The organism is Marinobacter sp. AC-23 (assembly GCF_001858325.1).
GTDB lineage: Bacteria > Pseudomonadota > Gammaproteobacteria > Pseudomonadales > Oleiphilaceae > Marinobacter.
In genome coordinates this window covers 1-23,450 of the sequence record NZ_MBPP01000027.1, presented here as the reverse complement: position 1 = coordinate 23,450, position 23,450 = coordinate 1, and the positions used below count along the sequence as shown (strand labels likewise).

The 23,450-nt window shown below is 54.2% G+C and carries 22 protein-coding genes and 2 pseudogenes; 10 read left to right on the top strand and 14 right to left on the bottom strand.

Annotated features, from left to right (window positions below; all coding sequences use genetic code 11):
- The first annotated feature begins 99 nt into the window (after window positions 1-99).
- Complete coding sequence (locus tag BCA33_RS10245) at window positions 100-1,329, top strand: DUF445 domain-containing protein (RefSeq protein WP_071265554.1); 1,230 nt, start codon at window positions 100-102, stop codon at window positions 1,327-1,329.
- Window positions 1,330-1,438: 109 nt separating this feature from the next.
- The gene (locus tag BCA33_RS10240; protein WP_071265552.1) at window positions 1,439-2,479 is read left to right on the top strand and encodes an HDOD domain-containing protein; all 1,041 of its coding nucleotides are present in this window, start codon (window positions 1,439-1,441) and stop codon (window positions 2,477-2,479) included.
- On the opposite strand, the gene BCA33_RS10235 is transcribed toward BCA33_RS10240, so the two are convergent.
- The 5 genes from BCA33_RS10235 to BCA33_RS10215 all read right to left on the bottom strand — a co-directional run bounded on the left by BCA33_RS10235 (window position 2,457) and on the right by BCA33_RS10215 (window position 7,538).
- Complete coding sequence (locus tag BCA33_RS10235) at window positions 2,457-3,791, bottom strand: YihY/virulence factor BrkB family protein (protein WP_071265550.1); 1,335 nt, start codon at window positions 3,789-3,791, stop codon at window positions 2,457-2,459. The genes BCA33_RS10240 and BCA33_RS10235 overlap by 23 nt on opposite strands.
- 126 nt (window positions 3,792-3,917) lie before the next feature.
- A complete protein-coding gene (gene lpoB, locus BCA33_RS10230; protein ID WP_071265548.1) occupies window positions 3,918-4,520 on the bottom strand; it encodes a penicillin-binding protein activator LpoB in 603 nt (200 codons plus the stop codon).
- A gap of 12 nt (window positions 4,521-4,532) precedes the next feature.
- The gene (locus BCA33_RS10225) at window positions 4,533-4,925 is read right to left on the bottom strand and encodes a YcfL family protein (RefSeq protein ID WP_071265546.1); all 393 of its coding nucleotides are present in this window, start codon (window positions 4,923-4,925) and stop codon (window positions 4,533-4,535) included.
- A 35-nt stretch (window positions 4,926-4,960) separates the two neighbouring features.
- Window positions 4,961-6,472: a COG3014 family protein gene (locus BCA33_RS10220; RefSeq protein ID WP_254774330.1), complete on the bottom strand. Its 1,512-nt coding sequence runs from the start codon at window positions 6,470-6,472 to the stop codon at window positions 4,961-4,963.
- Between the two features lie 130 nt (window positions 6,473-6,602).
- Window positions 6,603-7,538 (bottom strand): D-2-hydroxyacid dehydrogenase, encoded by a 936-nt coding sequence (locus BCA33_RS10215; RefSeq protein ID WP_071265544.1) that lies wholly within the window; start codon window positions 7,536-7,538, stop codon window positions 6,603-6,605.
- A gap of 75 nt (window positions 7,539-7,613) precedes the next feature.
- On the opposite strand from BCA33_RS10215, the gene tmpT reads away from it, so the two are divergent.
- The 4 genes from tmpT to BCA33_RS10195 all read left to right on the top strand — a co-directional run bounded on the left by tmpT (window position 7,614) and on the right by BCA33_RS10195 (window position 13,348).
- Complete coding sequence (gene tmpT, locus BCA33_RS10210; RefSeq protein ID WP_071265542.1) at window positions 7,614-8,267, top strand: thiopurine S-methyltransferase; 654 nt, start codon at window positions 7,614-7,616, stop codon at window positions 8,265-8,267.
- A 238-nt stretch (window positions 8,268-8,505) separates the two neighbouring features.
- The gene (locus tag BCA33_RS10205; protein ID WP_071265540.1) at window positions 8,506-10,428 is read left to right on the top strand and encodes a PrkA family serine protein kinase; all 1,923 of its coding nucleotides are present in this window, start codon (window positions 8,506-8,508) and stop codon (window positions 10,426-10,428) included.
- Window positions 10,429-10,496: 68 nt separating this feature from the next.
- Complete coding sequence (locus tag BCA33_RS10200) at window positions 10,497-11,792, top strand: YeaH/YhbH family protein (RefSeq protein ID WP_071265538.1); 1,296 nt, start codon at window positions 10,497-10,499, stop codon at window positions 11,790-11,792.
- Window positions 11,789-13,348 (top strand): SpoVR family protein, encoded by a 1,560-nt coding sequence (locus BCA33_RS10195; protein ID WP_071265536.1) that lies wholly within the window; start codon window positions 11,789-11,791, stop codon window positions 13,346-13,348. The genes BCA33_RS10200 and BCA33_RS10195 overlap by 4 nt, the downstream gene beginning before the upstream one ends.
- Here BCA33_RS10195 and BCA33_RS10190 read toward each other — a convergent pair.
- From BCA33_RS10190 to BCA33_RS10180, 3 genes are read right to left on the bottom strand one after another with little or no spacing between them, the layout of a single operon-like run.
- Window positions 13,337-14,698 carry a HAMP domain-containing sensor histidine kinase gene (locus BCA33_RS10190; protein ID WP_254774329.1) on the bottom strand — a complete coding sequence of 454 codons (1,362 nt, stop codon included), beginning with the start codon at window positions 14,696-14,698 and terminating at the stop codon, window positions 13,337-13,339. The genes BCA33_RS10195 and BCA33_RS10190 overlap by 12 nt on opposite strands.
- Entirely contained in the window at window positions 14,695-15,366 is a 672-nt protein-coding gene (locus BCA33_RS10185; protein WP_071265532.1) for a response regulator transcription factor, read from the bottom strand. Before BCA33_RS10185 ends, BCA33_RS10190 begins: the two co-directional genes overlap by 4 nt.
- Window positions 15,363-15,731, bottom strand: a complete 369-nt coding sequence (locus tag BCA33_RS10180) for a PepSY domain-containing protein (protein ID WP_071265530.1) — start codon at window positions 15,729-15,731, stop codon at window positions 15,363-15,365. Before BCA33_RS10180 ends, BCA33_RS10185 begins: the two co-directional genes overlap by 4 nt.
- Window positions 15,732-15,925: 194 nt before the next feature.
- On the opposite strand from BCA33_RS10180, the gene BCA33_RS10175 reads away from it, so the two are divergent.
- Window positions 15,926-16,402, top strand: coding sequence for a PepSY domain-containing protein (locus tag BCA33_RS10175; protein WP_071265528.1), 477 nt, complete (start codon window positions 15,926-15,928; stop codon window positions 16,400-16,402).
- Window positions 16,403-16,459: 57 nt separating this feature from the next.
- On the opposite strand, the gene BCA33_RS10170 is transcribed toward BCA33_RS10175, so the two are convergent.
- The 4 genes and pseudogenes from BCA33_RS10170 to BCA33_RS10160 all read right to left on the bottom strand — a co-directional run bounded on the left by BCA33_RS10170 (window position 16,460) and on the right by BCA33_RS10160 (window position 18,462).
- On the bottom strand, window positions 16,460-17,191 hold the full coding sequence (locus tag BCA33_RS10170; protein ID WP_071265526.1) for an LrgB family protein: 732 nt from the start codon (window positions 17,189-17,191) through the stop codon (window positions 16,460-16,462).
- A pseudogene (locus BCA33_RS22785) lies at window positions 17,184-17,563 on the bottom strand (CidA/LrgA family protein). The gene BCA33_RS10170 and the pseudogene BCA33_RS22785 overlap by 8 nt, the downstream one beginning before the upstream one ends.
- A gap of 15 nt (window positions 17,564-17,578) precedes the next feature.
- Window positions 17,579-17,722: a hypothetical protein gene (locus tag BCA33_RS21750; RefSeq protein WP_254774327.1), complete on the bottom strand. Its 144-nt coding sequence runs from the start codon at window positions 17,720-17,722 to the stop codon at window positions 17,579-17,581.
- A complete protein-coding gene (locus BCA33_RS10160) occupies window positions 17,722-18,462 on the bottom strand; it encodes a bile acid:sodium symporter family protein (RefSeq protein ID WP_254774326.1) in 741 nt (246 codons plus the stop codon). The genes BCA33_RS21750 and BCA33_RS10160 overlap by 1 nt, the downstream gene beginning before the upstream one ends.
- A 215-nt stretch (window positions 18,463-18,677) precedes the next feature.
- On the opposite strand from BCA33_RS10160, the pseudogene BCA33_RS10155 reads away from it, so the two are divergent.
- Window positions 18,678-20,113: pseudogene (locus BCA33_RS10155) on the top strand (wax ester/triacylglycerol synthase family O-acyltransferase).
- Between the two features lie 34 nt (window positions 20,114-20,147).
- Here BCA33_RS10155 and BCA33_RS10150 read toward each other — a convergent pair.
- Window positions 20,148-20,777: a TetR family transcriptional regulator gene (locus BCA33_RS10150; protein ID WP_071265524.1), complete on the bottom strand. Its 630-nt coding sequence runs from the start codon at window positions 20,775-20,777 to the stop codon at window positions 20,148-20,150.
- Window positions 20,778-20,971: 194 nt separating this feature from the next.
- On the opposite strand from BCA33_RS10150, the gene BCA33_RS10145 reads away from it, so the two are divergent.
- Entirely contained in the window at window positions 20,972-22,087 is a 1,116-nt protein-coding gene (locus BCA33_RS10145; RefSeq protein ID WP_071265522.1) for a ferredoxin reductase, read from the top strand.
- Between the two features lie 11 nt (window positions 22,088-22,098).
- On the top strand, window positions 22,099-23,178 hold the full coding sequence (locus tag BCA33_RS10140; protein WP_071265520.1) for an acyl-CoA desaturase: 1,080 nt from the start codon (window positions 22,099-22,101) through the stop codon (window positions 23,176-23,178).
- Between the two features lie 23 nt (window positions 23,179-23,201).
- Here BCA33_RS10140 and BCA33_RS10135 read toward each other — a convergent pair.
- The coding region (locus tag BCA33_RS10135; protein WP_254774325.1) for an Rrf2 family transcriptional regulator at window positions 23,202-23,450 on the bottom strand (249 nt) is incomplete at its 5' end.

The following is a 23,450-nucleotide window of genomic DNA, read 5'->3' as shown; positions in this document are numbered from 1 at the left end:
CGCCGCTTGCAAAGGGTCTGACGAGTCATTGACAGGCCCTCGCCATCCACACATGCTCCAATCCGCAGACACAAACAAAAAAGCGAGTGCAAATCCCGGATGACAAGCCTGCTTAGCAACCCAGAATTCTGGCAGTACCTCAGTATTCCCGTTATTGCGGCCCTGATTGGCTGGATCACCAACTGGCTCGCCATCAAAATGACTTTCCTTCCGCTGGAGTTTGTTGGCATACCACCGCTGCTGGGCTGGCAGGGCATTATTCCCTCCAAAGCCCGAAAGATGGCTGCGATAAGTGTAGACGCAACCATTTCCAAAATTGGCACCGTGCGGGAAATCTTCGAACAAATTGACCCCAAACTGCTCGCTACCCACATCGTCTACTCCGTAGAGCCCCGCATCGAAGAATACGTCGACGAGATGATGCTCAGGGAGTACCCGACATTTTGGGAAAACCTGCCTGCCTCCGCCCGGAAGATGGTTTACGACCGAGTACGCAAATCCACACCGCAGCTGGTCGACAATTTGGTAGACGACATTTCCAATAACATAGAAGACCTGCTTGATATCAAAGCCATGGTTATTGACAGGCTATCTGTCGATAAACAGCTGCTGAACCGTATTTTTCTTGAGTGCGGCGAAGCGGAGTTCCGCTTTATTGTGAACTCAGGCCTCTACTTCGGTTTTCTTTTCGGCTTGATTCAGATGACCGTCTGGTACTTTTACCAGAGCTGGTGGGTGCTGCCTTTCTTTGGTTTGCTGGTTGGCTGGGCCACCAACTGGATTGCACTGAACGTTATCTTTCGACCCTTGCACGCCAAAAAAATCGGTCCCTTCCGCATTCAGGGCCTGTTCCTTAAACGACAACCCGAAGTGGCTCAGTCTTTTTGCCATATCGTGACCCACGAGATTCTCACCGTCGGCAATATCATTGGCGCCATACTAGACGGCCCCAAAGGCGATCGAGCCCGCAACATGGTGAAAAAGCACATCAAACCGTTGGTGGATGAAACCGCTGGCATGGGCAAAGCCCTGACTCAGATGGCATTCGGCCCCACCGGCTTTGCTACCTTGAAAAACCAGGTGGGCGAAAAAGCCATCGAGATTTCACAAACTTCGTTTAACAACCCAGTGTTTGAGACCGACAGGGCCCGCGCTGTGGAGTCCATTATGGTGGAGCGAATGATTGCCCTCTCCTCTGAGGAGTTCCAGGATTTGCTTCGCCCCTGTTTTCAGGAGGATGAAATTAAGCTGATCCTGGTGGGCGCTACTCTTGGCCTTATAGCGGGCATCTGCCAACTCGTTTTTGTGTTCGGTGGGGCTTTGGCATAAATAGTTTGCTGACCGCATGGGGTTTTACCTGTGCAAGCCTGTAGCGGATCTCTATACTGCGAGATGCAGGCACGTACACTTTCGCGACTGGTTTGCCAGGAGGCAACGGATGCCAGGCTTCTTTTCCTGGATAGCAGGCTTTTTTACTACAGAAAAACCGTTACCCCCTCCAGCTACTGAGGCACGGCTGTTCAATCGTGCAGAAACTAAAGAACCAGGTGGAACAGCCGAAGACGCCCAAAGGCTGGCGCTGCAGCTTGAAGAAAACCTCTTTTGTTGGCTCCTGGACACCGGCCCTTCTAACCTGCGCGCTGAGCAATCCTCATCTGACCGTGCACTTCAGGAACTCGATTACCGCCTCGCAAACAACAAAATGGAAGAGCTGCCAAGGCGGCCCATGACGCTTCCCATGCTGATGAGAGCGCTTTCAGATGAGTCAGGCGACAGGCAAAAACTCAGCCAGATAATTCTGGGGGATCCCTCTTTAACAGATCAGATACTGCAGGTTGCCAACAGCCCGTATTTCCGTACCGGAGATCACACCATAGAGTCGGTGGATCAAGCGGTTTTCGTTCTGGGCATAGATGGCATACGGAATGTTATTGCGGCGGCGGTTATGCGCCCAATGATGGCGGCCCGTAACAGCCGGGAGGCACTGTTTGCCCAGAGGGCCTGGCGCTGGGGTCTTACCTGCGCCCGCGCGGCGGAGTTTATAGCCAAGCTCCAGAATGAAGATACCAGCGCTCATTTCACCGTTGGGCTCCTACCAGCGCTTTCCTACATCACCATTCGCCGGGAGCTGCAGCAAATATGCAGGGCTCAGCGTGGTGGCGAAGAGCCAGATGTTGTATTGATCCGAAACGCACTGACCCGCTACCAGTGGATAGCCAGCCAACTCATTGCCAGTGAATGGAGCCTGCCACCCAAATACCACGCATACCTTTTGTCTGCTGAACGACCGACGCCAGACCAAGAACAGGCAGCCCTGATCGACGGCATGGTGATAGGCAGCCGCGAAGTGTTGCGCCATGCCCACCAGCGCAACCTGCCGGAGGAGGATCTGGAGAAAATCCTGCACCTTACCCCCGAGCAGACTGGCCGCGTGCGGGCAGCTCTAAAAGCTGTTCTCAGCGAGGGGGCTCGGGGCTAACCCCAGCAGTCGCCTCATTCCTAAGCAGCGTCGCAAAGGTAGTAGATTCGTTCTCACGCTCACCTTTTAGCAGTTCGGCAGGGAATACCGGCGGCAATCGGTCTACCACGCGGTCTTCATCCTGGCGCACCACCTTTAATACATCGCCTACCGTTATCAGGTCCAGGGCCCTCCCTGGCACCAACTGATCGCCCTGCCGGCCCGCCAGCGTGAGTATGCCCGCACGAATCAACTTGTCGCTAACCCCACGCGTTACTTCTCCTGGCACACGCAGCTGCTGCTCCAGGGCTTCCTGCTGCGGTGCCTTAGTACCCTCGCTGAATGGGCGGGCCACAAGCCACATCATGGCCAGACCAATCTTTTCTTGCAGCTCCGGTGCCAACTGCACATGCGTGCGCTTGGCAACAGAACCCGGGTTTTGCAGGTAGAACGCCAGGCTTGCCCCCAACAGCAGAATCATCCAGTTCAGGTAGATCCAGATCAGCATGGTAATGCCAATCGCAAAACTGGAATATATAGCGGCGTACTTAGCCGAACCTGCCACAAAGGAGGCAAACAGTATTCCCGCCGCCTGCCAGGAAACCCCCGCCACCAAACCTGCGATAAATCCACAGCGCAGCTTTACCCGGGTATTTGGCATAAACACATAGACAAACGTGAAAGCCGCGACCACAAGGAAGAAGGGCATGAGGCGGCTAACCAGCAGTATTAACGAGCCAAACGGCTCGATCTCAATCAGCGCTTGAACAACTGAGGACGAAAAAATGGCGGCGCTGACACCAACTGCCGACACCATCAACAGCGGCCCGACCATGATAACGCTGAGATAATTGCTGAACCTTTGGGCCACTGAACGCATCTCTGGCACTCGCCAAATCATGTTAAATGAGCGCTCAATTTTCTGGACCAGCGACACAACGGTATAAACAAGCAGCGCCAGCCCAACAGACCCGAGAACTCCCACCTTCATGTTGTCCACAAAGCCCAAAATGCGCTCGGCCATTTCAACGCCCTGAGGGCCCATAGGCTGGAAAAACTGAAACAGGAAAGGCTCCATGCGCTCGTGTACACCCAGCGCTTTTAGCACCGAAAAGCTCAAGGCCAGCAACGGCACAATACTAAGCAATGTGGTGTACACCAAACTCATGGCGTGCAAGGTTAGTTGCCCACTGATCACATCACGTATCAGGGCATACGCAGAGCGCCCTACTTGGTATAGCCAAGTCCAGGGCCAGTTCTTGGGCGGGTTAGGGTTAGCCAGTATCCAGGTTTCAACCGCCTGAAGCCGTTCTTTAACTTGAAAAGAAGCCACTTAACATCCTGTTGTACGGGAGCTGTGAAATTGCACAAAGCTCTGGTTCGATTGATTCCAGTATGGCTTAAATTTTAGGAAGGTGAAAAGCAGGTGGAAGATTTGCCACCTGCTTTCCTGGACTTCTCACCAAGTAACAGATTTATCAGACCCACGTTTGATGATAGGTGTTTCTCCCTCCCAAATGGCCAGGCCTGAGGCAAGGTCGGTCAGTGACAGTTGAACGTAGTACTCCACCTGCTGCTCTTTGCCTACTTTATGATTGCGCTGCAAAATTTTTCCGGAAAGGCTCAGATCAGGTGCCTGCAGGGTACCTTTCTTCTGAACACCCGATTGGTCAAACTCATCAGACTCACGCAATTCACGGGCTTTTTTCGTCATTTCATCTTCTGCCCCATTGAGGCCAACCGCGGTGGTGGTCACTACCTTTCCTGAGCGCAGCAATGAAACACGGATTTTCTTGGTGAGCTGATCGGTATCGATACGTTGCATGGTGTCGTTGGTTATACGACTAACCACCATAATGGATCGACCACCATCTGGATTGTTCACGGCACCGCTGGCCAGCATGTCTTCAACCGCCTCTGTGGCAGCCTTTTCGAAATCCCGGTAGTCCATGGTCATGGCTACCGGGCCATCGTCTGCAGCCGGGTCAATGTAGCGGGTAGGCGCGGCACAGCCGGCAAGAACCGCAAGGCTTATAGAAATCGCAACAGCGCGAATCAACATAGGTTTTTCCTTTTATCTGGGTTCACGAAGATGTAACTGAAAACTTGCAACGCGCTCATGGGGTGCCGTGGCCGTGAAATAGCGGGTTTGGCCAGTCAGCAACGTGGCCTTTCGGTAGCCTTCACCAACGCCTTGAACCACCATGCCATTGGCGTCAAACCAGGTCACTTTCCATGCCATATCGGCGTCGGACCTTGCCTCTACCGCGAATTGTACTTGCAGTAGACTACCGCCACCTGGCTGCTCCACACGCTTTTGAAAGAGTTCTGTGACATCTGCTGCGTAAATAATGTCTGGATCTACCTTCAGCTCCTGCCTGTCGACCAATGAACTGCTGGTTTCGGGTGGCGTAGCGCAACCAGCCAGGCCAAGCACCAGCAAGCTGGCGAACAATAACGTTTTCATAATGTACGTCCCGTGGTTTTGGTGTGTTGTATTGATTACTGACTACTCGAAACCTGGCCCTCTGCCTCAGGGCGCGCTGGTAACCGCGCAATCGTTGCTGCCCTGCGCCCTTGCAAATCCATAGTGATCACCGTGGCCGGGGCCAGCTGCGTCGGCCGCTTAACATACACAAGGGTGAAGGGTTGCTGTGGTATGTCCACATCACCCAGGATTTCACCCCGGTTACCCAGTAACGTCAATATTCCCCTCTCTGGGCGATCCACCCGCGCAGCCTGCCAATGATTAGGCATCGCCTGCCAGCCCCGCAAATCTGCCTGAGTGGTTGCCGCGGTAAAAACCAAGGCGCCCAACTGCCCTATCGGTCCAAACTGCTCTGCGGCCTGGCGTTGCAAAACAGCTTTAACAACTGCGGATGATACGGCTCTGGTAAGAATACCGGCAAAACGCTCTTTCATTTCGGTTCGAATGACCGTACCCATGTCAGAGATTTGTTCGGTGTGAATGACCTCTCCGGTGTCGCTCACCAGGCCGATACTACCCGGCACGGCAGGTCGCTCCGTGTATTGCGGCAGTGCGATCCCAAAATATATAAGAGAGGGTCGTCCCTCACGGGCTAGCAGTAAAGGAACGTCAAAACGGGACTCCTGAAGCGCCGGGCCTAATCCATTCTCATACACCACCCAAACCTGCGGGGGTAGCTTTACCAGGCTCTGTTTGCCAGATGCGAGGCTGGTCGCCAATTCTGCATCGGCTTTTAGTACTGCGCTTTCGGGCCGCATTTCCGCCACGCGTTTGAGCGACGTAGCGGCTCGCTCATAGTCACTACCACCGGTGGCGTTTGCCAGAAAATAGAGGCCATGCAGGTAGGTACTTGAGGGAACGATAAAGTCCGGATAAACAGCCCAATTGGACGCTTCGCCATAGTGATTGGTAACCGCTGCCTGAAAACCCTCGTTGTTGAGGCTACTGCTTACCATAGAAGCGTTGCCGCCCCCTGCCCGCGCTTCTTTTTTTAGCGTTGCCTGCTGCGCTGCAATCTCTTTCTGGAAGTAATCAACTGCGCGCCGGGTGCGGTCATTGGCCCGGTTGAACTCAACGCGCGCATAGTCGCTGTTACCCGCCGCAAGAAACGCTAGCCCTTTGTAGGTGTTAACTAAAACGGCTTCAGACATCAGCGCCTCATAATCGCGCTGGGAGTCATTCACCACAACCGCCATAAAACCCTCTGAGGTTTTCTTTAGAAGCCCTTCTGTGTCCAGATACTTCATGCCCTCTTCTGCCAGGTCGTAAGCCTCTGTAGATTCTTCATAACGACCGGTCAGGCGGTACATTTCGCCCTGATGCAGCAATTCAAGCAAATGGCCCTCAGAATCTATGGCCTTGTCTTTGCCTACCTTGAAACTGACAGCCTGCAGCGCAGCATCATAGTCTCCCGTGGCGTAGGCGGCATTGAACGAAGCCATTTGATTGCGGTGTTTAAGAGAGGAGCACCCGGAAACAACAACCACCGCTACAAGCGCCAGCATCAAGTGCTTAAATGCTGCCACACAGTTACTCCCTGAACCTGCTGCTTGCCGGATTGTCTTCGGAGAAATAGCCAAGCCTCTTTTTTTGGTATTTATTTAGGTTACCACCTTATCAAAAACGGTCGTTGCACTAACCTGGCATTTGAGCATCCTACTTAACAGTAATGAGATTCCGCGCGGTGATTTCCACAATCCTCTGTCGCGCTTCGCGGCTGGCCCAGGCGGAGTGAGGTGTAATGATCAGGTTCGGAATATCTCCGGCAAGCAGGGGGTTGCCATTGCGTGGTGGCTCCTCTGTCAGAACATCAAACCCTGCTCCAGCAATAACGCCGGTTCGCAAGGCCTCTGCCAGGGCTGTCTCATTCACTAAACCGCCACGGCTGGTGTTAATCAGCAGGGCATCTGGTTTCATCATCTGCAACTCCCTGGCGCCAATCAGGTTGCGGGTTTCGTCGGTAAGAAGGCAGTGCAATGAGAGCACATCGACTTGCGGCAGGAGCTCGTCCAGAGGTATTCGGGGATGCCCATCAACTTCGCCTGCCGCCTGCCCCGGCCGAGCACCCAGCAGTATATTCATGCCGAAGGCCTTGGCTCGTTTGGCAACGCCTTGACCAAGATCGCCATAACCCACAATACCCAGGGTTCGGCCTTCCAGCTCCATAATGGGGTGGTTCATCAGGCAGAACATGTCGCTTTCTGCCCAGCGCCCAGCACGCACATCGCGGTCGTAGTCCAGCAGGCGGGTTGCCAGAGCCAACATCAATGCCATGGTGTGTTGTGCCACGGTAGAGCGCCCGTAATTTGTTACATTCAACACCTGAATGCCGTGGTCTTTGGCTGCCTGCTGGTCAATATTGTTCAGCCCGGTGGCCACAACAGCGATGGTTTTCAGCTCCGGGCACTGCTCAAAATGCTCTCGCGTGAGCACAACCTTGTTGACCAGCACGGTATCAAACCCCCGGATCCGCTCGGCGATCTGGCCTGCAGGCGTTGCTTCATACTTCACCAAGCTGCCGGTGACCCGCTCAACCGGTGCAAGATCTACATCATTGCCGAGCGTTGCGGCATCAAGAAACACGGCCTTCATACTTTTCTCCTTCATCAACAATCGCTGAGATTAGGGTAGACTGAATAAAACGTCCAAATTAAGAGAGCAGAAACCATGGAACACGAATTTTGGCACGAGCGCTGGAGCAAAAAAGAAATCGGCTTCCACGAAGGCTCCGTCAACAAGTTCCTCTACGACCACTGGCCAGATCTTTCTGGCGGCGGCACTGAAGGTGTTTTTGTACCGTTATGTGGTAAAGCCCATGACATGTGGTGGCTGCACGACCGTGGACACGCCGTAATTGGCGTAGAACTGAGCCAAATTGCCTGCAAGGACTTCTTTGAGGAGGCTGGCGAAAAAGCACAGGTACACCCCAGCGAGCCGTTCACAACCTTCCGGCACGATAACCTGCAGCTTTGGTGCGGTGATTTCTTCCAATTGGCGCCAGACGATTTGAAGCATATCCGTTTAGTATACGACCGCGCCGCACTTATCGCTCTTCCGCCGTCTGTGCGAAAGCGCTATGTGGATCACCTTACGACGGTTATTCCCGAAGGTACCCGCATTCTGCTCATTACTCTGGACTACAACACCAAGATTACTGCGCCCCCGTTTAACGTGAGTGATGACGAGGTTCACGAGCTCTATACGGCCGACTACGACATTGAGCACATCCTAACCAACACACTGCCCAGCGACCACCCGTTCACCAAACGCAAAGGCTTGGTTGGCGCCACAGAGAGTGTCTTCCGGCTGACTAAACGATAACGCTTCCGCCCGGCGGTAACATAATTTAATGAACCTTAACTGCTAACGGCCTGTCCAAGTTTGTGACCGTGAACTAAGCTCAAATTGAACAGGCCGAAACCCGACACAGATCGCGGCCGGTCGAAAGTGCTGATTCCATCCACCCATAACCAAATCGAATCGCCGCCATGGCGACCGTAATCGAAACGGGGATACTGCGTGCACTGAAAGCTGAAGAACAGCGAGCGAGGGGCTACCCATGAGCATACTGCAGCAATTTAAAAACCGGTATGAAAGCACCCAGGAAGAAGAGTTCAGCCTCGAGGAATACCTCGAGATCTGCAAGAAAGATCCAACGGCCTATTCCACGGCCGCAGAACGATTGTTGATTGCCATCGGCGAACCCGAGTTTGTCGATACCTCCCGTGACACTCGCCTGTCACGCATCTTTTCCAACAAAATGATCAAACGATACCCAGAGTTCGCCGAATTCTATGGCATGGAAGAAGCTGTGGAGAATATTGTGTCTTTCTACAGGCACGCGGCACAGGGCCTGGAAGAAAAGAAGCAGATCCTTTATTTGTTAGGGCCGGTTGGCGGTGGTAAATCGTCATTGGCAGAGAAGCTCAAGTTCCTGATGCAGAAGGTTCCCTTCTATGCGATTCAGGGTTCGCCGGTTAACGAATCTCCTCTCGGGCTGTTTGATCCGGCGGAGGACGCGGCCATTCTGGAAGAAGAGTTCGGCATTCCCTCCCGCTATCTGAAATCCATCATGTCGCCCTGGGCGGTAAAGCGCCTGCACGAGTATGGTGGCGACATAAGCAAGTTCCGTGTGGTGAAAAAGTACCCGTCGGTGCTCGATCAGATCGCTGTCTCCAAAACCGAGCCGGGGGACGATAACAACCAGGACATTTCTGCGCTTGTCGGCAAGGTGAACATCCGCATGCTGGAGGATTACTCCCAGGATGACCCCGATGCTTACAGCTTCAGTGGTGGCTTGTGTAAGGCCAACCAGGGGTTGATGGAATTTGTGGAAATGTTCAAGGCGCCTATCAAGGTGCTGCACCCGTTGCTGACTGCCACCCAGGAAGGCAACTACAACACCACTGAAGGTATGGGTTCGGTGCCGTTTGACGGGGTTATTCTGGCCCACTCCAACGAATCTGAATGGCAAACCTTCCGCAACAACAAACACAACGAGGCTTTTCTCGACCGGGTGTATATCGTCAAGGTGCCCTATTGCGTGCGTGTGACGGAAGAGGTCGAGATCTACAAAAAACTGCTGAAAAACAGCTCTCTGGCCGGCTCGCCCTGCGCGCCGGATACGCTGGACATGCTGGCTCAGTTTTCTGTGCTTTCACGTATCAAGGAACCAGAAAACTCCAGTGTTTTCTCCAAGATGCGGGTCTACGACGGCCAAAACATCAAGGATACCGATCCAAAAGCCAAATCCATCCAGGAATACCGGGATGCGGCGGGCGTAAACGAAGGTATGGACGGGCTCTCTACCCGGTTTGCGTTCAAGATTCTCTCCAAGGTTTTCAACTTCGACACCACCGAGGTAGCCGCCAACCCGGTGCACTTGCTGTATGTGATTGAAAAGCAGATTGAGCAGGAACAATTCGCGCCGGAAATCCAGGAGCGTTATCTGCGCTTCATCAAAGAATTTCTGGCCCCGCATTATGTTCAGTTTATCGGGAAGGAGATCCAGACTGCGTACCTGGAAAGCTACAGCGAATACGGCCAGAACCTGTTCGACCGTTATGTCACATATGCCGATCTGTGGATTCAGGATCAGGAATTCCGGGATCCGGAAACCGGCGAAATTCTCGACCGATCCTCTATCAACGAGGAACTGGAGAAAATCGAAAAGCCAGCGGGCATCAGCAATCCCAAGGATTTCCGCAACGAGGTGGTCAACTTTGTGCTGCGGGCACGGGCCAATAACCAGGGGCAGAATCCGTCCTGGCTCAGTTACGAGAAACTGCGCAGCGTAATTGAGAAGAAGATGTTCTCTAACACCGAAGACCTGCTGCCGGTTATTTCGTTTAACCCCAAAGCCAGCCAGGAGGATCAGAACAAGCACAAGCAGTTCGTCGAACGCATGGTCGATCGGGGCTACACAGAGAAGCAGGTACGCCTGCTGGCAGAGTGGTACCTGCGAGTTCGCAAGTCCCACTAGCGGAGCCGCATGGCTGGGGGAACCTAGCCTGCAGCTTTAGCCCCGAACGTGTAAGTGGAGTGTGAATTATGGGTATGACCCACATTGTCGACCGACGACTGAATGGCAAAAACAAGAGCGCGGTGAATCGGGAGCGGTTTTTGCGCCGCTACCGGCATCACATCAAAAAAGCGGTTTCAGATGCGGTGCACCGGCGCTCGATAACCGACATAGAGCGAGGGGAAAACATCAGCATCCCCACGCGAGATATTGATGAGCCCGTGTTCCATCACGGCCAAGGCGGCCACCGCGAAATGGTGCACCCGGGCAACCAGGACTTTGTGGCCGGAGACCGGCTACCCAAACCGGAGGGCGGAGAGGGGCAAGGCCAGGGCCAAGGCCAGGCCAGCCCCGACGGCGAAGGCATGGATGAGTTTGCCTTCCAGATCACCCAGGAAGAGTTTCTGAACTTTCTGTTTGATGACCTGGAACTTCCTAATCTGGTGCGTAAAAAGCTCAAAGATACCGAAACATTTAACTATGTGCGCTCTGGGTTCAGTACCCAAGGCGTTCCAGCCAAGCTTGACGTTATCCGATCACTGCGCGGCGCCCACGCCCGACGCCTTGGCCTTGGCGGTGCACGCAAGAAGAAAATTCGCGAACTGGAAGCCCAGCTAGCCGACCTATTGACGGCGCCCGCCGATCTGGACGCGGCATTCAGCCATGAGGATCAGATTAAGGTACTCGAGGACGAAATCGCCCGACTGAAAGCCAATGTGAAACGGATTCCGTTTATTGACGAAATCGACCTGCGTTACCGCCAGCACCTGAAGCAACCCAAGCCAGCTACCAGCGCCGTTATGTTTTGCCTGATGGATGTATCCGGCTCCATGACCCAGATGCACAAGGACACAGCCAAGCGCTTTTTTCTTCTGTTGTACCTGTTCCTGAAAAAGAACTACAAAAGGATCGACGTGGTTTTTATACGCCATCACACCAGCGCAAAAGAGGTAGATGAAGAAGAATTTTTCTATTCCCGCGAAACCGGTGGCACGATTGTTTCCAGCGCCCTGAAGCTGATGCACAAGATTATCGATTCTCGTTATTCGCCTGCTGAATGGAATATCTACGCCGCTCAGGCCTCCGATGGCGACAACTGGAACGATGATTCCCCTGTGTGTGGCAAGCTGCTGACCGAGAGCATTTTGCCCCTGGTGCAATACTTCGCCTATGTGGAGATTACGCCCCAGGATCACCAAATGCTCTGGTACGAATACGAGCAAGTGCAGGAACGATTCCCCGAGAGTTTTGCCCAGCAGCAGATTGCCGACCCAAGTGAGATCTACCCGGTCTTCCGGCGGCTTTTTGAGAGGAAAGCGGCATGAGTGATGCTATCGATCGCCCCAATGCGCTTGGCAGTGAAGGCCCGGCAGCTCGCGAACCTGTGTCCACCGGCTCGGAATGGACCTTCGAGCTGATCCGGCAATACGATGAGGAAATTGCCAAATGCGCCGCGGAGTTCGGCCTGGACACCTACCCTAACCAGGTAGAAGTGATCAGTGCCGAGCAAATGATGGACGCTTACAGCTCCGTCGGCATGCCAGTTGGTTACAACCACTGGTCCTTCGGCAAGCAGTTTCTCAGTACGTCCAAAGGCTACCAGCGCGGGCAGATGGGCCTGGCCTATGAGATTGTCATCAACTCCGACCCGTGCATTGCGTACCTGATGGAAGAGAACACACTACCCATGCAGGCGCTGGTTATCGCGCACGCTTGCTATGGCCATAACTCATTTTTCAAAGGCAACTATCTATTCCGTACCTGGACCGACGCCAGCGCTATTGTCGATTATCTGGTATTTGCCCGGAACTACGTCTCCGAATGCGAAGAGCGCCACGGCGTGGACGCAGTTGAGCAAATACTGGATTCCTGTCATGCGCTGATGAATCATGGCGTTGACCGCTATAAACGGCCCGCGCCGATTTCTGCCGAAAAAGAAGCCCTGCGCCAGGAAGAACGGGAAGAATACCTGCAGCGACGGGTGAATGATCTTTGGCGCACCATCCCGAAAATGGATGAGGATGAAGACCCGGTAAAGCGCAAAAAACGCTACCCGGAAGAACCCCAGGAAAACCTGCTTTACTTCATCGAAAAAAACGCCCCGCTGCTGGAAACCTGGCAGCGAGAACTCATACGGATTGTGCGTAAACTGGCCCAGTATTTCTATCCGCAACGCCAGACCCAGGTGATGAACGAAGGCTGGGCCACGTTCTGGCATTACACCTTACTGAACAGAATGTACGAGAAGGGTCTGGTGACTGACGGCTTCATGCTGGAGTTTCTGCAAAGCCATACAGCCGTGGTGTATCAACCACCGTTTAACAGCCCGTGGTATTCCGGCATTAACCCCTACACTCTTGGTTTTTCTATCTTCATTGACCTGCGGCGCATCTGTGAAACACCCACCGACGAGGATCGCGAATGGTTTCCAGACATCGCCGGCACAGACTGGGTTGAAAGCCTGCACTTTGCCATGGCCAACTTCAAGGATGAAAGCTTTATCCAGCAGTTCCTGTCGCCCAAGGTTATGCGGGATTTAAAGCTGTTTGCCATTGAAGATGACGACCTGGAAGACAGCTACAAGGTAACCGCCATTCACGACGAACCCGGCTACCGCGAACTGCGAGAGAAGCTGGCCCGCCAGTACAACCTCAGTTACCGGGAGCCCAACATACAGGTGTGGAACGTAGATGTGCGCGGTGATCGTTCACTAACCCTGCGACACGTACCCGTAGACAGAGTGCCTCTGGGCGAGGACACCGAAGAAGTTTTGCGCCATGCGCACAGGCTTTGGGGCTTTGACGTGCATCTGGAAAGCGTGGAAGAAGGAACATTGATAGATGATTACCACTGCCCGCACCCGCCGCCATTAAAGTCTTGAGCGCAGCTGAGTCATTGGCAGAACCACCTCTGCGCGCAAGCCGCCCTCAGGGCTGTTGTCTAACCTGAGCTCACCGCCGTGCAGCAAGGCCAGCTCTGTCACAATGGCCAGCCCCAAACCAGAGCCAGATCTTGACTCATCAAGCCTGCCGCCGCGGCTTAGAGCCTCTTGGCGGGTATCCGGTGACATGCCAGGCCCATCGTCGGATACACTGAGCACCAGCCAGCCCCCTTCAATAACCCCTGCCAATTTGACGCAGCTTTCGGCCCAATTGATCGCATTTTCCAGCAGATTACCGGCAATTTCCTGCAAGTCCTGGGCGTCAATCCGCACCTGAAGCCCCTGCTGCAAATCACTCTGAAACACCAGATTGCGCCTGCCTGCCAAACGCCGAATGCCTTCAATAACGGGCTCAAGCACGGTGGCAACCTCCTGTTCAGCACCCAGTGCAACAGGGCCCGCCGCAGAAGCACGGGCAAGGTGGTGCCTTACGGCTTCGTCCAACCTTTTGAGCTCCGCACGCATTGCCACTTGCTGCTCTTCCGGTAACCGTTCCGCCAAAGTACCCAGTACAGCCACCGGTGTTTTCAACGCGTGGGCAAGGTTGCCCGCAGCGGTTCTGCCCCGTTCAATCAAACGCTGGTCTCTGTCCAGTACGGTATTGATCGCGCCCGCCAGCCTTGCCAGCTCTTTGGGCAGGTCTGTCTCGACCGATGGCTGCCGGCCCTGCTCTACCGCTTTCAGGCTTTGCTCCACCCGGCGCAGAGGCGCTAACCCCCAGCGGATCTGCAAACCGATCAAGACGATGAGCAGACCACCCAATGTTGCCAGTGAAAGCCACAGCAACGTTTGAAAGCGGGCAATTTGCGCCTCTACTTCACCCAAATCCGCAGCAACTTGTACGTGCAGCAGATCCTCAAGATTGGGGAGTCGAATATCCCGCTCCAGTACACGCAGTTGCTTATCACGGGGGCCAGTGACGGTTCGGAAGGTCATGCCGGATTCGCGGGAAACCGCCAACCTCTGATCCCATAGTGAACGGGAAGTAAGCACTCGTTCACCCTCATCACTAACCTGCCAGTACCAGCCGGAAAACACCCGATCGAATCGTGAATCGCCCAATTGCCTGTTAGTTACCAGGGCATTTTGCCGAACATCGTAGCTGACCCCGGCAATCACCACATTGAGTAAGGATTCCAGCCGTTCATTGAAGGCCGTATTTACCGCCTCCCTGAAGTTCCACGACAGCAAGGCGCCGGCTGCCGGCAGTACCAGCACCACCAAAACCAGGGCAGACAACAGCATGCGTGCGGCAATGGGGAGCCGGCGCAAACGTTCAGCCAACATCATGAGGCCTTGTTATCCGCAACCATCCGGTAGCCCTGGCCGCGCAGGGTTTCAATACTCTGGCTGCCCAGCTTGCGACGCAGGCGGCTGACCTGAACATCAATCACATTGGAATCCGGCTCTGTGTCACCGTCATACACGTGCTCGGTTAATTCAGTACGGCTGACCACACGAGGCGCCGCATGAACAAGGTGGGAAAGCAGCCGCAGCTCCTGAGCAGTCAGGGATACCGGCATGCCCGCGCGAGTCACCTGGGCACTGTGAGTATCCAGGGAAATATCCCCCACCCGAATAACTGGGTGGGCGTGGCCGTGAGCCCTGCGCACCAGCGCCCTCAGCCGGAACAGGATTTCAGCGGTTTCGAAGGGTTTGGTAACGTAATCGTCGGCCCCGGCGGAAAAGCCTGCGGCTTTATCAGACCAACGCTCCCGCGCCGTCAAAATCAGAACCGGAAGTTCAATGCCCTGTTCGCGCCACCGGGATAGCCACTGCGCCCCGTTGCCATCGGGCAGGCCCAAGTCGAGAATAACCGCATCATAACGCTCGGTACTCACCAGAAAATCCGCCGTGCGGCCATCACCAGCTATCTCCACCAACAAGCCGGCATCTTCCAGCGCCGAGGCAAGCCCGAGGGCCAGTGGCTGATCATCTTCTACCAGTAAAATTTTCATTGGCGCTTCATTCCATTGATGTTGTTGCCCTCAATGCCAATAAGTTCTCCGGTTACGGCATCCACTTCAAACTCGACAACCTGGCCTTCGGAGCCCAGCAGTTCAATTTCGTAAAGCCTGCGGCCATCTTCTTCCTCAAACTCCACATCAATGACCTGGCCTTTCCAGTCCTGCAGCAGGCCATCCAGAATCTCGCCCAAGGGTTTTATCCTGCCCGCCTGCACTTCTTCATGGAGTTTGCGCCAGTCTTCATCAGCAGATGCAGGTAAAGAGCCTAACAGGCACAAAGTGATCGAAAACGCCGCAACAATGAATGCCGAAGTTGGGATGATTAGTTTCAGAATATAGCAGGGCAAGTTTTTCATGGGTTCATTCTGTCAGAGCCAACATGAATGAACCATGAACAAAACACTCACCCTCCTGCAAACAGCCCATGTTTAAGATGCACCCAACGTTCAGGAAGACCTCCCACTGGAGGCGCTGCCATGAACGCATTCAGATAAGTACTTAAAGACCCTAAATAAAGACACACTGCAACCAACGAGTCAGGAGAAACATCATGAAAACACTTATAGCAACGACACTTGCGGCCAGCCTTGTTGCTGCACCTATGGCTTTCGCATCCGGCACCATTGATGACGCCAAGCGGGCCCTGCAGATTGGGACAGATTATGGCATTGCGCACTTCCACAGTATTGAGCTGGAAGACGACCACGGTGATGACGGCAGCATGGAAATCGAAGGCTGGCTAGATGAGCAGTGGTACGTGGAGCTGGATGTAAACGGCGATGGCTCGATCCGCAAGGAAGAGCGCCACAAGCGCACAGACGGCCCCTGGGGTTTGTCCTCCGCCGAGGCTGCTGAGTACATTGATGCCAGCGCGAACCAGGGTATGAGCCGAATTGAGGAAATCAAAATCAACGCCAAAGGCGAAATTGAAGTAGAAGGTGACAACGCCGACGGTCAGGAGCTGGAAATCGATTACCGCGCCGGGAGCATGGAACCCACAAAAGTGGATAGAGACGACCGGTCTTAATCCCCAAGGGTTACCGGCAAGGGACTGCCGGTAAGCTTAATAGGGCGGCCTGACTGTCTACAACAGCGCCTGAATCCAGTCCACCATCCAAGGCACCATCAGCGCAGTTGCGAAGGCAGATAGTGCCATGGCCAACCCCGAAAATGCCCCCATTCGATTGCTCACCTGGAACGCCCTTGCGGTTCCTATACCGTGAGCCGCAACGCCCATGGCAATACCCTTAGCCGTGTCATCCTTTACACCAATCCACTCAAATAACTTGGTGCCCAAGATGGCCCCGGTAATACCAGTAATCACCACCAGAACCGCTGTGAGCGACGGCAAACCACCGATTTTTTCGGATATACCCATAGCCACAGGGGCGGTAGCCGATTTGGGTGCGAGAGACATCTGGATTTCCAACGAGCCTCCCAAAAGCCGCGCCAGCAAGACAGAGCTGCCTGCAGCGATTCCAACGCCACAAATCAGAGATATGAGAACGGGTAACCAAAGCTGTCGCAATCTTGAAAACTGCTGATAAAGCGGAACCGCCAAAGCCACGGTGGCGGGCCCCAGCAGGAAGTGCACAAACTGCCCACCGGCAAAGTAATCATTGTAGGAAATACCGGAAACCAACAGTACTGCAATCAGCATGGCCACCGACGTCACCACCGGATTGGCCAGTGGGCTGGAGTTGGTTTTCAGATAAAACCGATACGCCAATCCATAAGCAACCAAGGTGATTGTCAGCCCAAACAATGGGGTAGCCGAAAGATATACCCAAATATCCCGCAACGCCGGGTTATTCATCACTGTGCCCTTGTGCCGGTGCTGATTTTGTAAACCAGCGGCTGGTCTGCTGCATGATCAGTGCAGTGGCCACCATGGTAATCACGGTGCTGAGAAGCAAAGCAAACGTAATCGGCAGCCATTCATCCGCAATCCGGCCAAAGTGCGTCATCATGCCAACACCTGCGGGAACAAACAGCAGAGACAGATGGCTTAACAGTGCCGTAGAGGCCTGTTCAACAGACGCGGGCGCCTGCCACGGATCATCATGGTGATAAACAGCATGACCATACCGAGCACTGGCCCCGGGATCGACACGCCCAGCAGGCGCACGATTATCTCTCCAGCCAGCTGATAGACAAGCAGCAGGGTTATACCGTTGAGGAAATTCATGGGGCCGGTCTCCGATTACTTCCCGATGTCAGGGCTGACCCTGGGAATCATGCGCCGGCCATACATGGCCAGTATAAATCCGATTGGGAACATCAGAACCCCGTATACAGCAGCGGGTATGGACATGGAGCTGGATTCCAGCAGTGTTAGCGTTACCATCAGGCAATGGTGCCATTCTTTACGCCCAGTTCCACCGCAACTGCCAAGGACTCTCGCTGGGTCAGCCCCGCGGCGCGGCCAGCAAGCAAACCGATAAAAATACCCGCGGCGTTCAGCAAAATGGTTGCCGGCCCCGCCTGCTTCAGCAGTTCCCAAATCTGATCCCGCACTCCGTAAACCAGCGCTACAATTAACAGAGCGAGAACCACGCCCCCAAACACGCTGACAATGCTCTCTGCTTTGCGCGCCAAGTCAGGCTTACGGGAACGCACCAGCATGCCTATGGCTACCGGCAAAAGTACAATACCCGTCAGCACACCTATGGTTTTCCATACCGGCAGCACTATGTTCTCTTCTGTACCCATATAGTACTGAAGAGCAGCATTGGCAAACAGCGGCAGCGTAAGAATGGTGATCAGGCTGGCGCTAACGGTTAGCACAATAGACAGCGCAATATTACCCCGCGCAAGCAACACGAACAGGTTGGAGGTTGTGCCGCCAGGGCACGCGGCAATGATAACCAAACCAACCGCTATAGCCGGCGGCACTGCTAACAAGGAAGCGATCGCAAAAGCCACCAAAGGCATCAGAAGAATCTGCGCCACAGTGCCTACAATCATACCTTTGGGATAAACCGCCACCTGGCGAAAATCACGAATGGTCAGGGTCATACCTATACCAATCATGATAATAAACAGTGCTATTGGCAGTCCTGCCGAGATGAGCGGGCTGGATTCCACAGTGCCTCCGGAGGTCGTTGTTTTTATTAATTCAATGAAGTGAAACTACCACAAGTGCTTTGTTTTCGGGAGTCTGAAAACAATAAACCGCCAGCCCGGCTTTTTCTGGATTTTTTTACATCGGTGATCGTCTGTACAGGCAGTAACACGTATACTTGCAACCAACAATTAAAAGACAATCTTTCAAGCCCGAACCGGGTAGAGGTGGACAAGGAATGAAACGCCTGGGAACACTCGATGCATCATGGCTCGCCGTAGAGTCTGAAGATACGCCAATGCATGTTGGCAACATGCTGATCTTTGAGCTGCCAGAAGGCGCACCTGACACTTTCCTTCGCGATATGGTTACCAGTATGAAGGAAACCGGGGAGATCGCCCCACCCTGGTGCTCTAAACTGGCATGGTCGGGGTTTCTGGGCCGGTTGCTAGCTCCCGCCTGGAAGGTCGACAAGGATATCGACCTGGACTACCACGTACGCCACTCCGCACTGCCGAAACCTGGCGGCGAAAGGGAGCTCGGCATTCTGGTATCTCGCCTGCATTCCAACCCTCTGGATTTCGCCCGTCCGCTCTGGGAATGTCACGTTATTGAGGGCTTGGAAAACAACCGTTTTGCCCTCTACACCAAAATGCATCACTCGATGATTGATGGCATCAGCGGCGTGCGCTTGCTGCAAAGGGTCCTCAGCAAAGACCCGAATGAGAAGGATATGTTGCCGCCCTGGTCCGTTCGACCCGAGCGCCGGCGGGGTGCCAAAGGCGATTCGGAAGCCAGCATACCTGCGGCATTCTCCCAGGCCTTAGAAGCACTCAAACTTCAAGCAGATATGGCGCCTACGCTATGGCGGGCAGGCAACCGGCTTGTGCACTCGGTACGTCACCCAGAAGATGGTCTAACCGCGCCGTTCACCGGCCCCGTTTCCAAGATCAACCACCGGGTAACGGGGCAGCGCCGATTTGCCACGCAGCACTACCAGCTTGATCGTCTGAAAGCGCTAACCCGGGCAACCGGCGCCTCACTGAACGACATTGTGCTTTATCTTTGCGGTACGGCACTGAGGCGCTTTCTGCTGGAGCAGGACGATCTTCCCGACACTGCACTGACGGCGGGCATTCCGGTTAATATCAGGCCAGTGGATGATCAAGCACAGGTACCCAAATCAGCTTCATGATCGCCTCCCTTGCGACAAACGAAGCCGACCCCCTTACACGCCTTCAAAACATCAAATCGTCCACTCGCCGGGCCAAAGAGCACCTGCAAAAACTGCCGAAGAGCGCCCTTAACCAGTACACCATGCTGCTGATGTCGCCTTACATCCTGCAGCTTATGTCTGGCCTTGGTGGGCGCATGCGCCCTGTGTTCAATGTAACCATATCCAATGTTCCCGGCCCTCAGGAATCCTTGTATTACGAAGGCGCCAAGCTGGAGGCTATGTACCCGGTTTCGCTGATTGCACACGGCGGTGCCTTGAATATTACTTGCCTGAGCTATGCGGGATCACTGAACTTTGGATTTACCGGCTGCCGGGATACCTTGCCCAGTATGCAGAAACTGGCGGTGTATACCGGAGAAGCGCTGGATGACCTGGAAAAGCTGGTTATTCCGCCCAAGCCGAAAAAAACGCGGGTAAGCAAAAGCACAAAGGCCTGAACAAAGCGCCTCTGTGTTCACGACAGTTCTGTGTTCAGAGGTGTTTGTTATCCCAGTGCGCGGCGCCCACAAAAATAAGCTGAAGGAAGCGGCAGGTCCGCTTCCTTATCTGTTCTACCTGATACTCGTCTTCAGCCGAAACACCCATTAGATCTGTAAGGCTGAAGGCGACACTACGAACCACCAGATCACAGGTCATTTCCAGATCCCCATCGCAAAGATGGTCAACCAGCTTTAATCGCTGCAAATCGTTCGCAAGCTCACTGGCAAAATACCGCATTTCACTGCGGATGCCGTCCTGGATAGCCCGACTCTCGCCGGCCAGCCCCTGAGCCATAAACAGAAAGAAGCTCCGATTGGCCTGTGCGTGGCTGATAAAAATCCCCACCGATTCCTCAATAAGCTTGTCAGCTTGCAGAACGTTTGCGCGCGCTTCCCGCATCATTCTCCGCAAGACCAGCCCAAGCTCGTCGACTAGCTGCAGCCCCAGATCGTCCATATTCCGGAAGTGCCGGTAAAAGGAGGTGGGCACCACCCCCGCTTGACGGGTCACTTCGCGAATACCCAGGCTGGCGAAATGCCGGCCTTTCCCAACCAGTGTTAACGCCGCACTCATCAATTTTTCACGGGTTTCACCGGGTTTGCGTTTTTTTCGTTCCGACATTGCTCGCCCATACCGCAGTTATCGTTTGGCTCAAGTAACAAGTGTACACATCCGAGAGATTTAAAGTATCGAATGCTTGTCATTATGTGCCAACGAAATGCGCCCCGTTGTGCACAGCAGCAGCTATGTGTACAGTCGTACACAACTTGTGCACAAGTGTACACATTTTAAAGAGCCGCATTACGGAGAAGACCATGCTGGCAAGAAATACTCAAACAAAAGCTCTGCACTGGCTTGGAAAGCAGCTTTTTAACCGGAATGATCCGGCTGCCTTCTTCGACCCTCTGCTAGAGAAGTTTGACCCCATGCTGGTGCAGGCTTACACCCCTGCCCGGGTTGAGCAGGTCATTCAGGAAACCGCTGACACACGCACATTTTTATTGAAACCCGCTGCCCGGTGGCAGGGTTTCCAGGCCGGCCAACACGTAAACATCTGTGTTGACGTTGGCGGCGTTCGGCGCACTCGCACGTTTAGCCTTTCCGGCTCGCCCCGGCTCTGGGCTCAACAAGGCTTGGTTACTCTGACCATCAAACGCCTGCCCGGCGGGTTAGTCACCAACTGGCTGCATGACAACCTGAGCCTTGGTGCAGTGATTGGCTTAGGCGAAGCCTTCGGAGATTTCCTGTTACCTGAGCCACCACAGCCGGTACTGTTTATTGCCGGTGGCAGTGGCATTACTCCTGTACTAAGCCAGCTAGAGGCCATGGCCGCCCAGGATTTTCTGGCGCCAGTTACCCTGCTCTATTTCGTGCGCACACAGCAGGACGTTATCGCCGCAGAACGCCTCAAGGCACTTGCTAACCGCTACAGCGCTCTGACACTAAACGTCATCGCTACCCACGAAAACGACAAGCCCCGGTATTTAAACAGCCAGGATTTGGCAGGCGTACGCGACCTTAAAGCAAGGCAAGTTTTCCTGTGCGGCCCGAAGGGGCTGATGGACCTGGCCAACGAGCTATTACACCAACACGGCGTTCACGAAAAGGATATTCACAGCACCTTTTTTTCTGCCGCAGCTCCGGCGCTGAACCCGGATTTGGCGAATCAAACTCTTGGGGGCCACGTGCAGTTTGAAAAGAGCAATCTGAAAGCCAGCTCTGAGGGCGATGCCAGCTTGCTGGAAATAGCTGAGGCCTCGGGCCTTACGCCCCGCCACGGCTGTCGTATGGGCATTTGCCATCAATGCAGCTGCCGCAAAACCAGCGGCACGGTAATCAACCGGCTCACCGGCCAGGCCTCCGGGCCAGGGGATGAAAGCATTCAGCTTTGTATATCCATTCCCCACGGCCCTGTCGCCATCGACGCTTAGAGAGCAAAGCCATGAAACAGATGACCGAAAATCAGCTCCAGGAATTGGCGCAAGACCTGAACACCATTCGCGACGAAGTGGTCGCAGACCTGGGGGAGAAAGACGCCCGTTACATACGCCGGGTAATCCGGCTCCACCGCGCCCTTGAAGTAGGAGGGCGGGTAATGATGCCCTTCGGCTTCATCCCACCGGTTTTTGCGGCGGCAACGCTTTCGCTGGGCCTGTCAAAGATTATAGAGAACATGGAAATTGGCCATAACGTGATGCACGGCCAGTATGACTGGATGAACGACCCCTCTCTTCATTCCCAGACCTACGAGTGGGACACCGCTTGCTCATCCGATTCGTGGCGCCGCACTCACAACTACGAGCACCACACCTACACCAACATCATCGGCAAAGATCGTGACTACGGCTATGCCCTTCTGCGCTTAAGTGATGATGAAAAATGGCACCCGGCGCACAGCCTGCAGTTTTTCAACTACCTTTTGCTGAGTGTGTTTTTCCAGTGGGGCGTCGGTTTGCATGAGCTGGAGTTCGAGCGGATACGCAGCGGCGAGATCCGCTTACGCGACAAACTCCCGTTCCTGAAAGACGCCCTTCGCAAAGGTGGGCGCCAGGCGTTCAAGGATTATGTGTTTTTTCCGCTGATTACCTTTCCGGTTGCCCCAGTTGTGCTGGCCGGCAACCTGGGCGCCAATTTGATACGGAACCTGTGGTCATCCACGGTTATTTTCTGCGGGCACTTTACTCAGGACGCTGAGACGTTTAATGAAAAGGACTGCGAAAATGAAAGCAAAGGCCACTGGTACCTGCGCCAACTTACCGGCTCATCCAACTTCACCGGTAACAAGTGGGTACACCTGTTGAGCGGGCATTTGAGTTACCAGATTGAGCACCACGTTTTCCCCGATTTGCCCGCATACCGCTACCCGGAAATTTCCGAGAAGGTTCAGGCGGTTTGCCGCAAGCATGGCATAGGCTACAACACTGGCACTTTCAGGCACCAATATGGCACCGTAGTAAAAAGAATTCTGAAATATTCGTTGCCGGATCGGCTGCGCCTGAGGCTTACAAACCAACCGGCCTGAAACAGGCCGGAACACAAAGGTGGTCAGGCGATCTGAAGCAGCCTCAGTAATTGCGGCTTGTATTCATCCCTCATTACGTCTTTAAGTGTGTACTTGTCGAGCACAGAAAGGAACGCCTGCAAGGCTTCTCCGAACATGGGCTTAAGCCCACAAACCGGAGTAATTTTGCAGGCATTTTTGGAGGTGAAACATTCAACGACACTAAGATCGTGTTCAGTTTCGCGCACCAACACACCCACATTGATATCTTCCGTCGCCATGCGAAGCTTCAG

Coding starts and splice junctions, on each gene's coding strand:
- BCA33_RS10245 (WP_071265554.1), top strand. CDS start 100: ATGACAAGCCTGCTTAGCAACCCAGAATTCTGGCAGTACCTCAGTATT.
- BCA33_RS10240 (WP_071265552.1), top strand. CDS start 1,439: ATGCCAGGCTTCTTTTCCTGGATAGCAGGCTTTTTTACTACAGAAAAA.
- lpoB (WP_071265548.1), bottom strand. CDS start 4,520: ATGTTGATTCGCGCTGTTGCGATTTCTATAAGCCTTGCGGTTCTTGCC.
- BCA33_RS10225 (WP_071265546.1), bottom strand. CDS start 4,925: ATGAAAACGTTATTGTTCGCCAGCTTGCTGGTGCTTGGCCTGGCTGGT.
- BCA33_RS10215 (WP_071265544.1), bottom strand. CDS start 7,538: ATGAAGGCCGTGTTTCTTGATGCCGCAACGCTCGGCAATGATGTAGAT.
- tmpT (WP_071265542.1), top strand. CDS start 7,614: ATGGAACACGAATTTTGGCACGAGCGCTGGAGCAAAAAAGAAATCGGC.
- BCA33_RS10205 (WP_071265540.1), top strand. CDS start 8,506: ATGAGCATACTGCAGCAATTTAAAAACCGGTATGAAAGCACCCAGGAA.
- BCA33_RS10200 (WP_071265538.1), top strand. CDS start 10,497: ATGGGTATGACCCACATTGTCGACCGACGACTGAATGGCAAAAACAAG.
- BCA33_RS10195 (WP_071265536.1), top strand. CDS start 11,789: ATGAGTGATGCTATCGATCGCCCCAATGCGCTTGGCAGTGAAGGCCCG.
- BCA33_RS10190 (WP_254774329.1), bottom strand. CDS start 14,698: ATGATGTTGGCTGAACGTTTGCGCCGGCTCCCCATTGCCGCACGCATG.
- BCA33_RS10185 (WP_071265532.1), bottom strand. CDS start 15,366: ATGAAAATTTTACTGGTAGAAGATGATCAGCCACTGGCCCTCGGGCTT.
- BCA33_RS10180 (WP_071265530.1), bottom strand. CDS start 15,731: ATGAAAAACTTGCCCTGCTATATTCTGAAACTAATCATCCCAACTTCG.
- BCA33_RS10175 (WP_071265528.1), top strand. CDS start 15,926: ATGAAAACACTTATAGCAACGACACTTGCGGCCAGCCTTGTTGCTGCA.
- BCA33_RS10170 (WP_071265526.1), bottom strand. CDS start 17,191: ATGAATAACCCGGCGTTGCGGGATATTTGGGTATATCTTTCGGCTACC.
- BCA33_RS21750 (WP_254774327.1), bottom strand. CDS start 17,722: ATGGTAACGCTAACACTGCTGGAATCCAGCTCCATGTCCATACCCGCT.
- BCA33_RS10150 (WP_071265524.1), bottom strand. CDS start 20,777: ATGTCGGAACGAAAAAAACGCAAACCCGGTGAAACCCGTGAAAAATTG.
- BCA33_RS10145 (WP_071265522.1), top strand. CDS start 20,972: ATGCTGGCAAGAAATACTCAAACAAAAGCTCTGCACTGGCTTGGAAAG.
- BCA33_RS10140 (WP_071265520.1), top strand. CDS start 22,099: ATGAAACAGATGACCGAAAATCAGCTCCAGGAATTGGCGCAAGACCTG.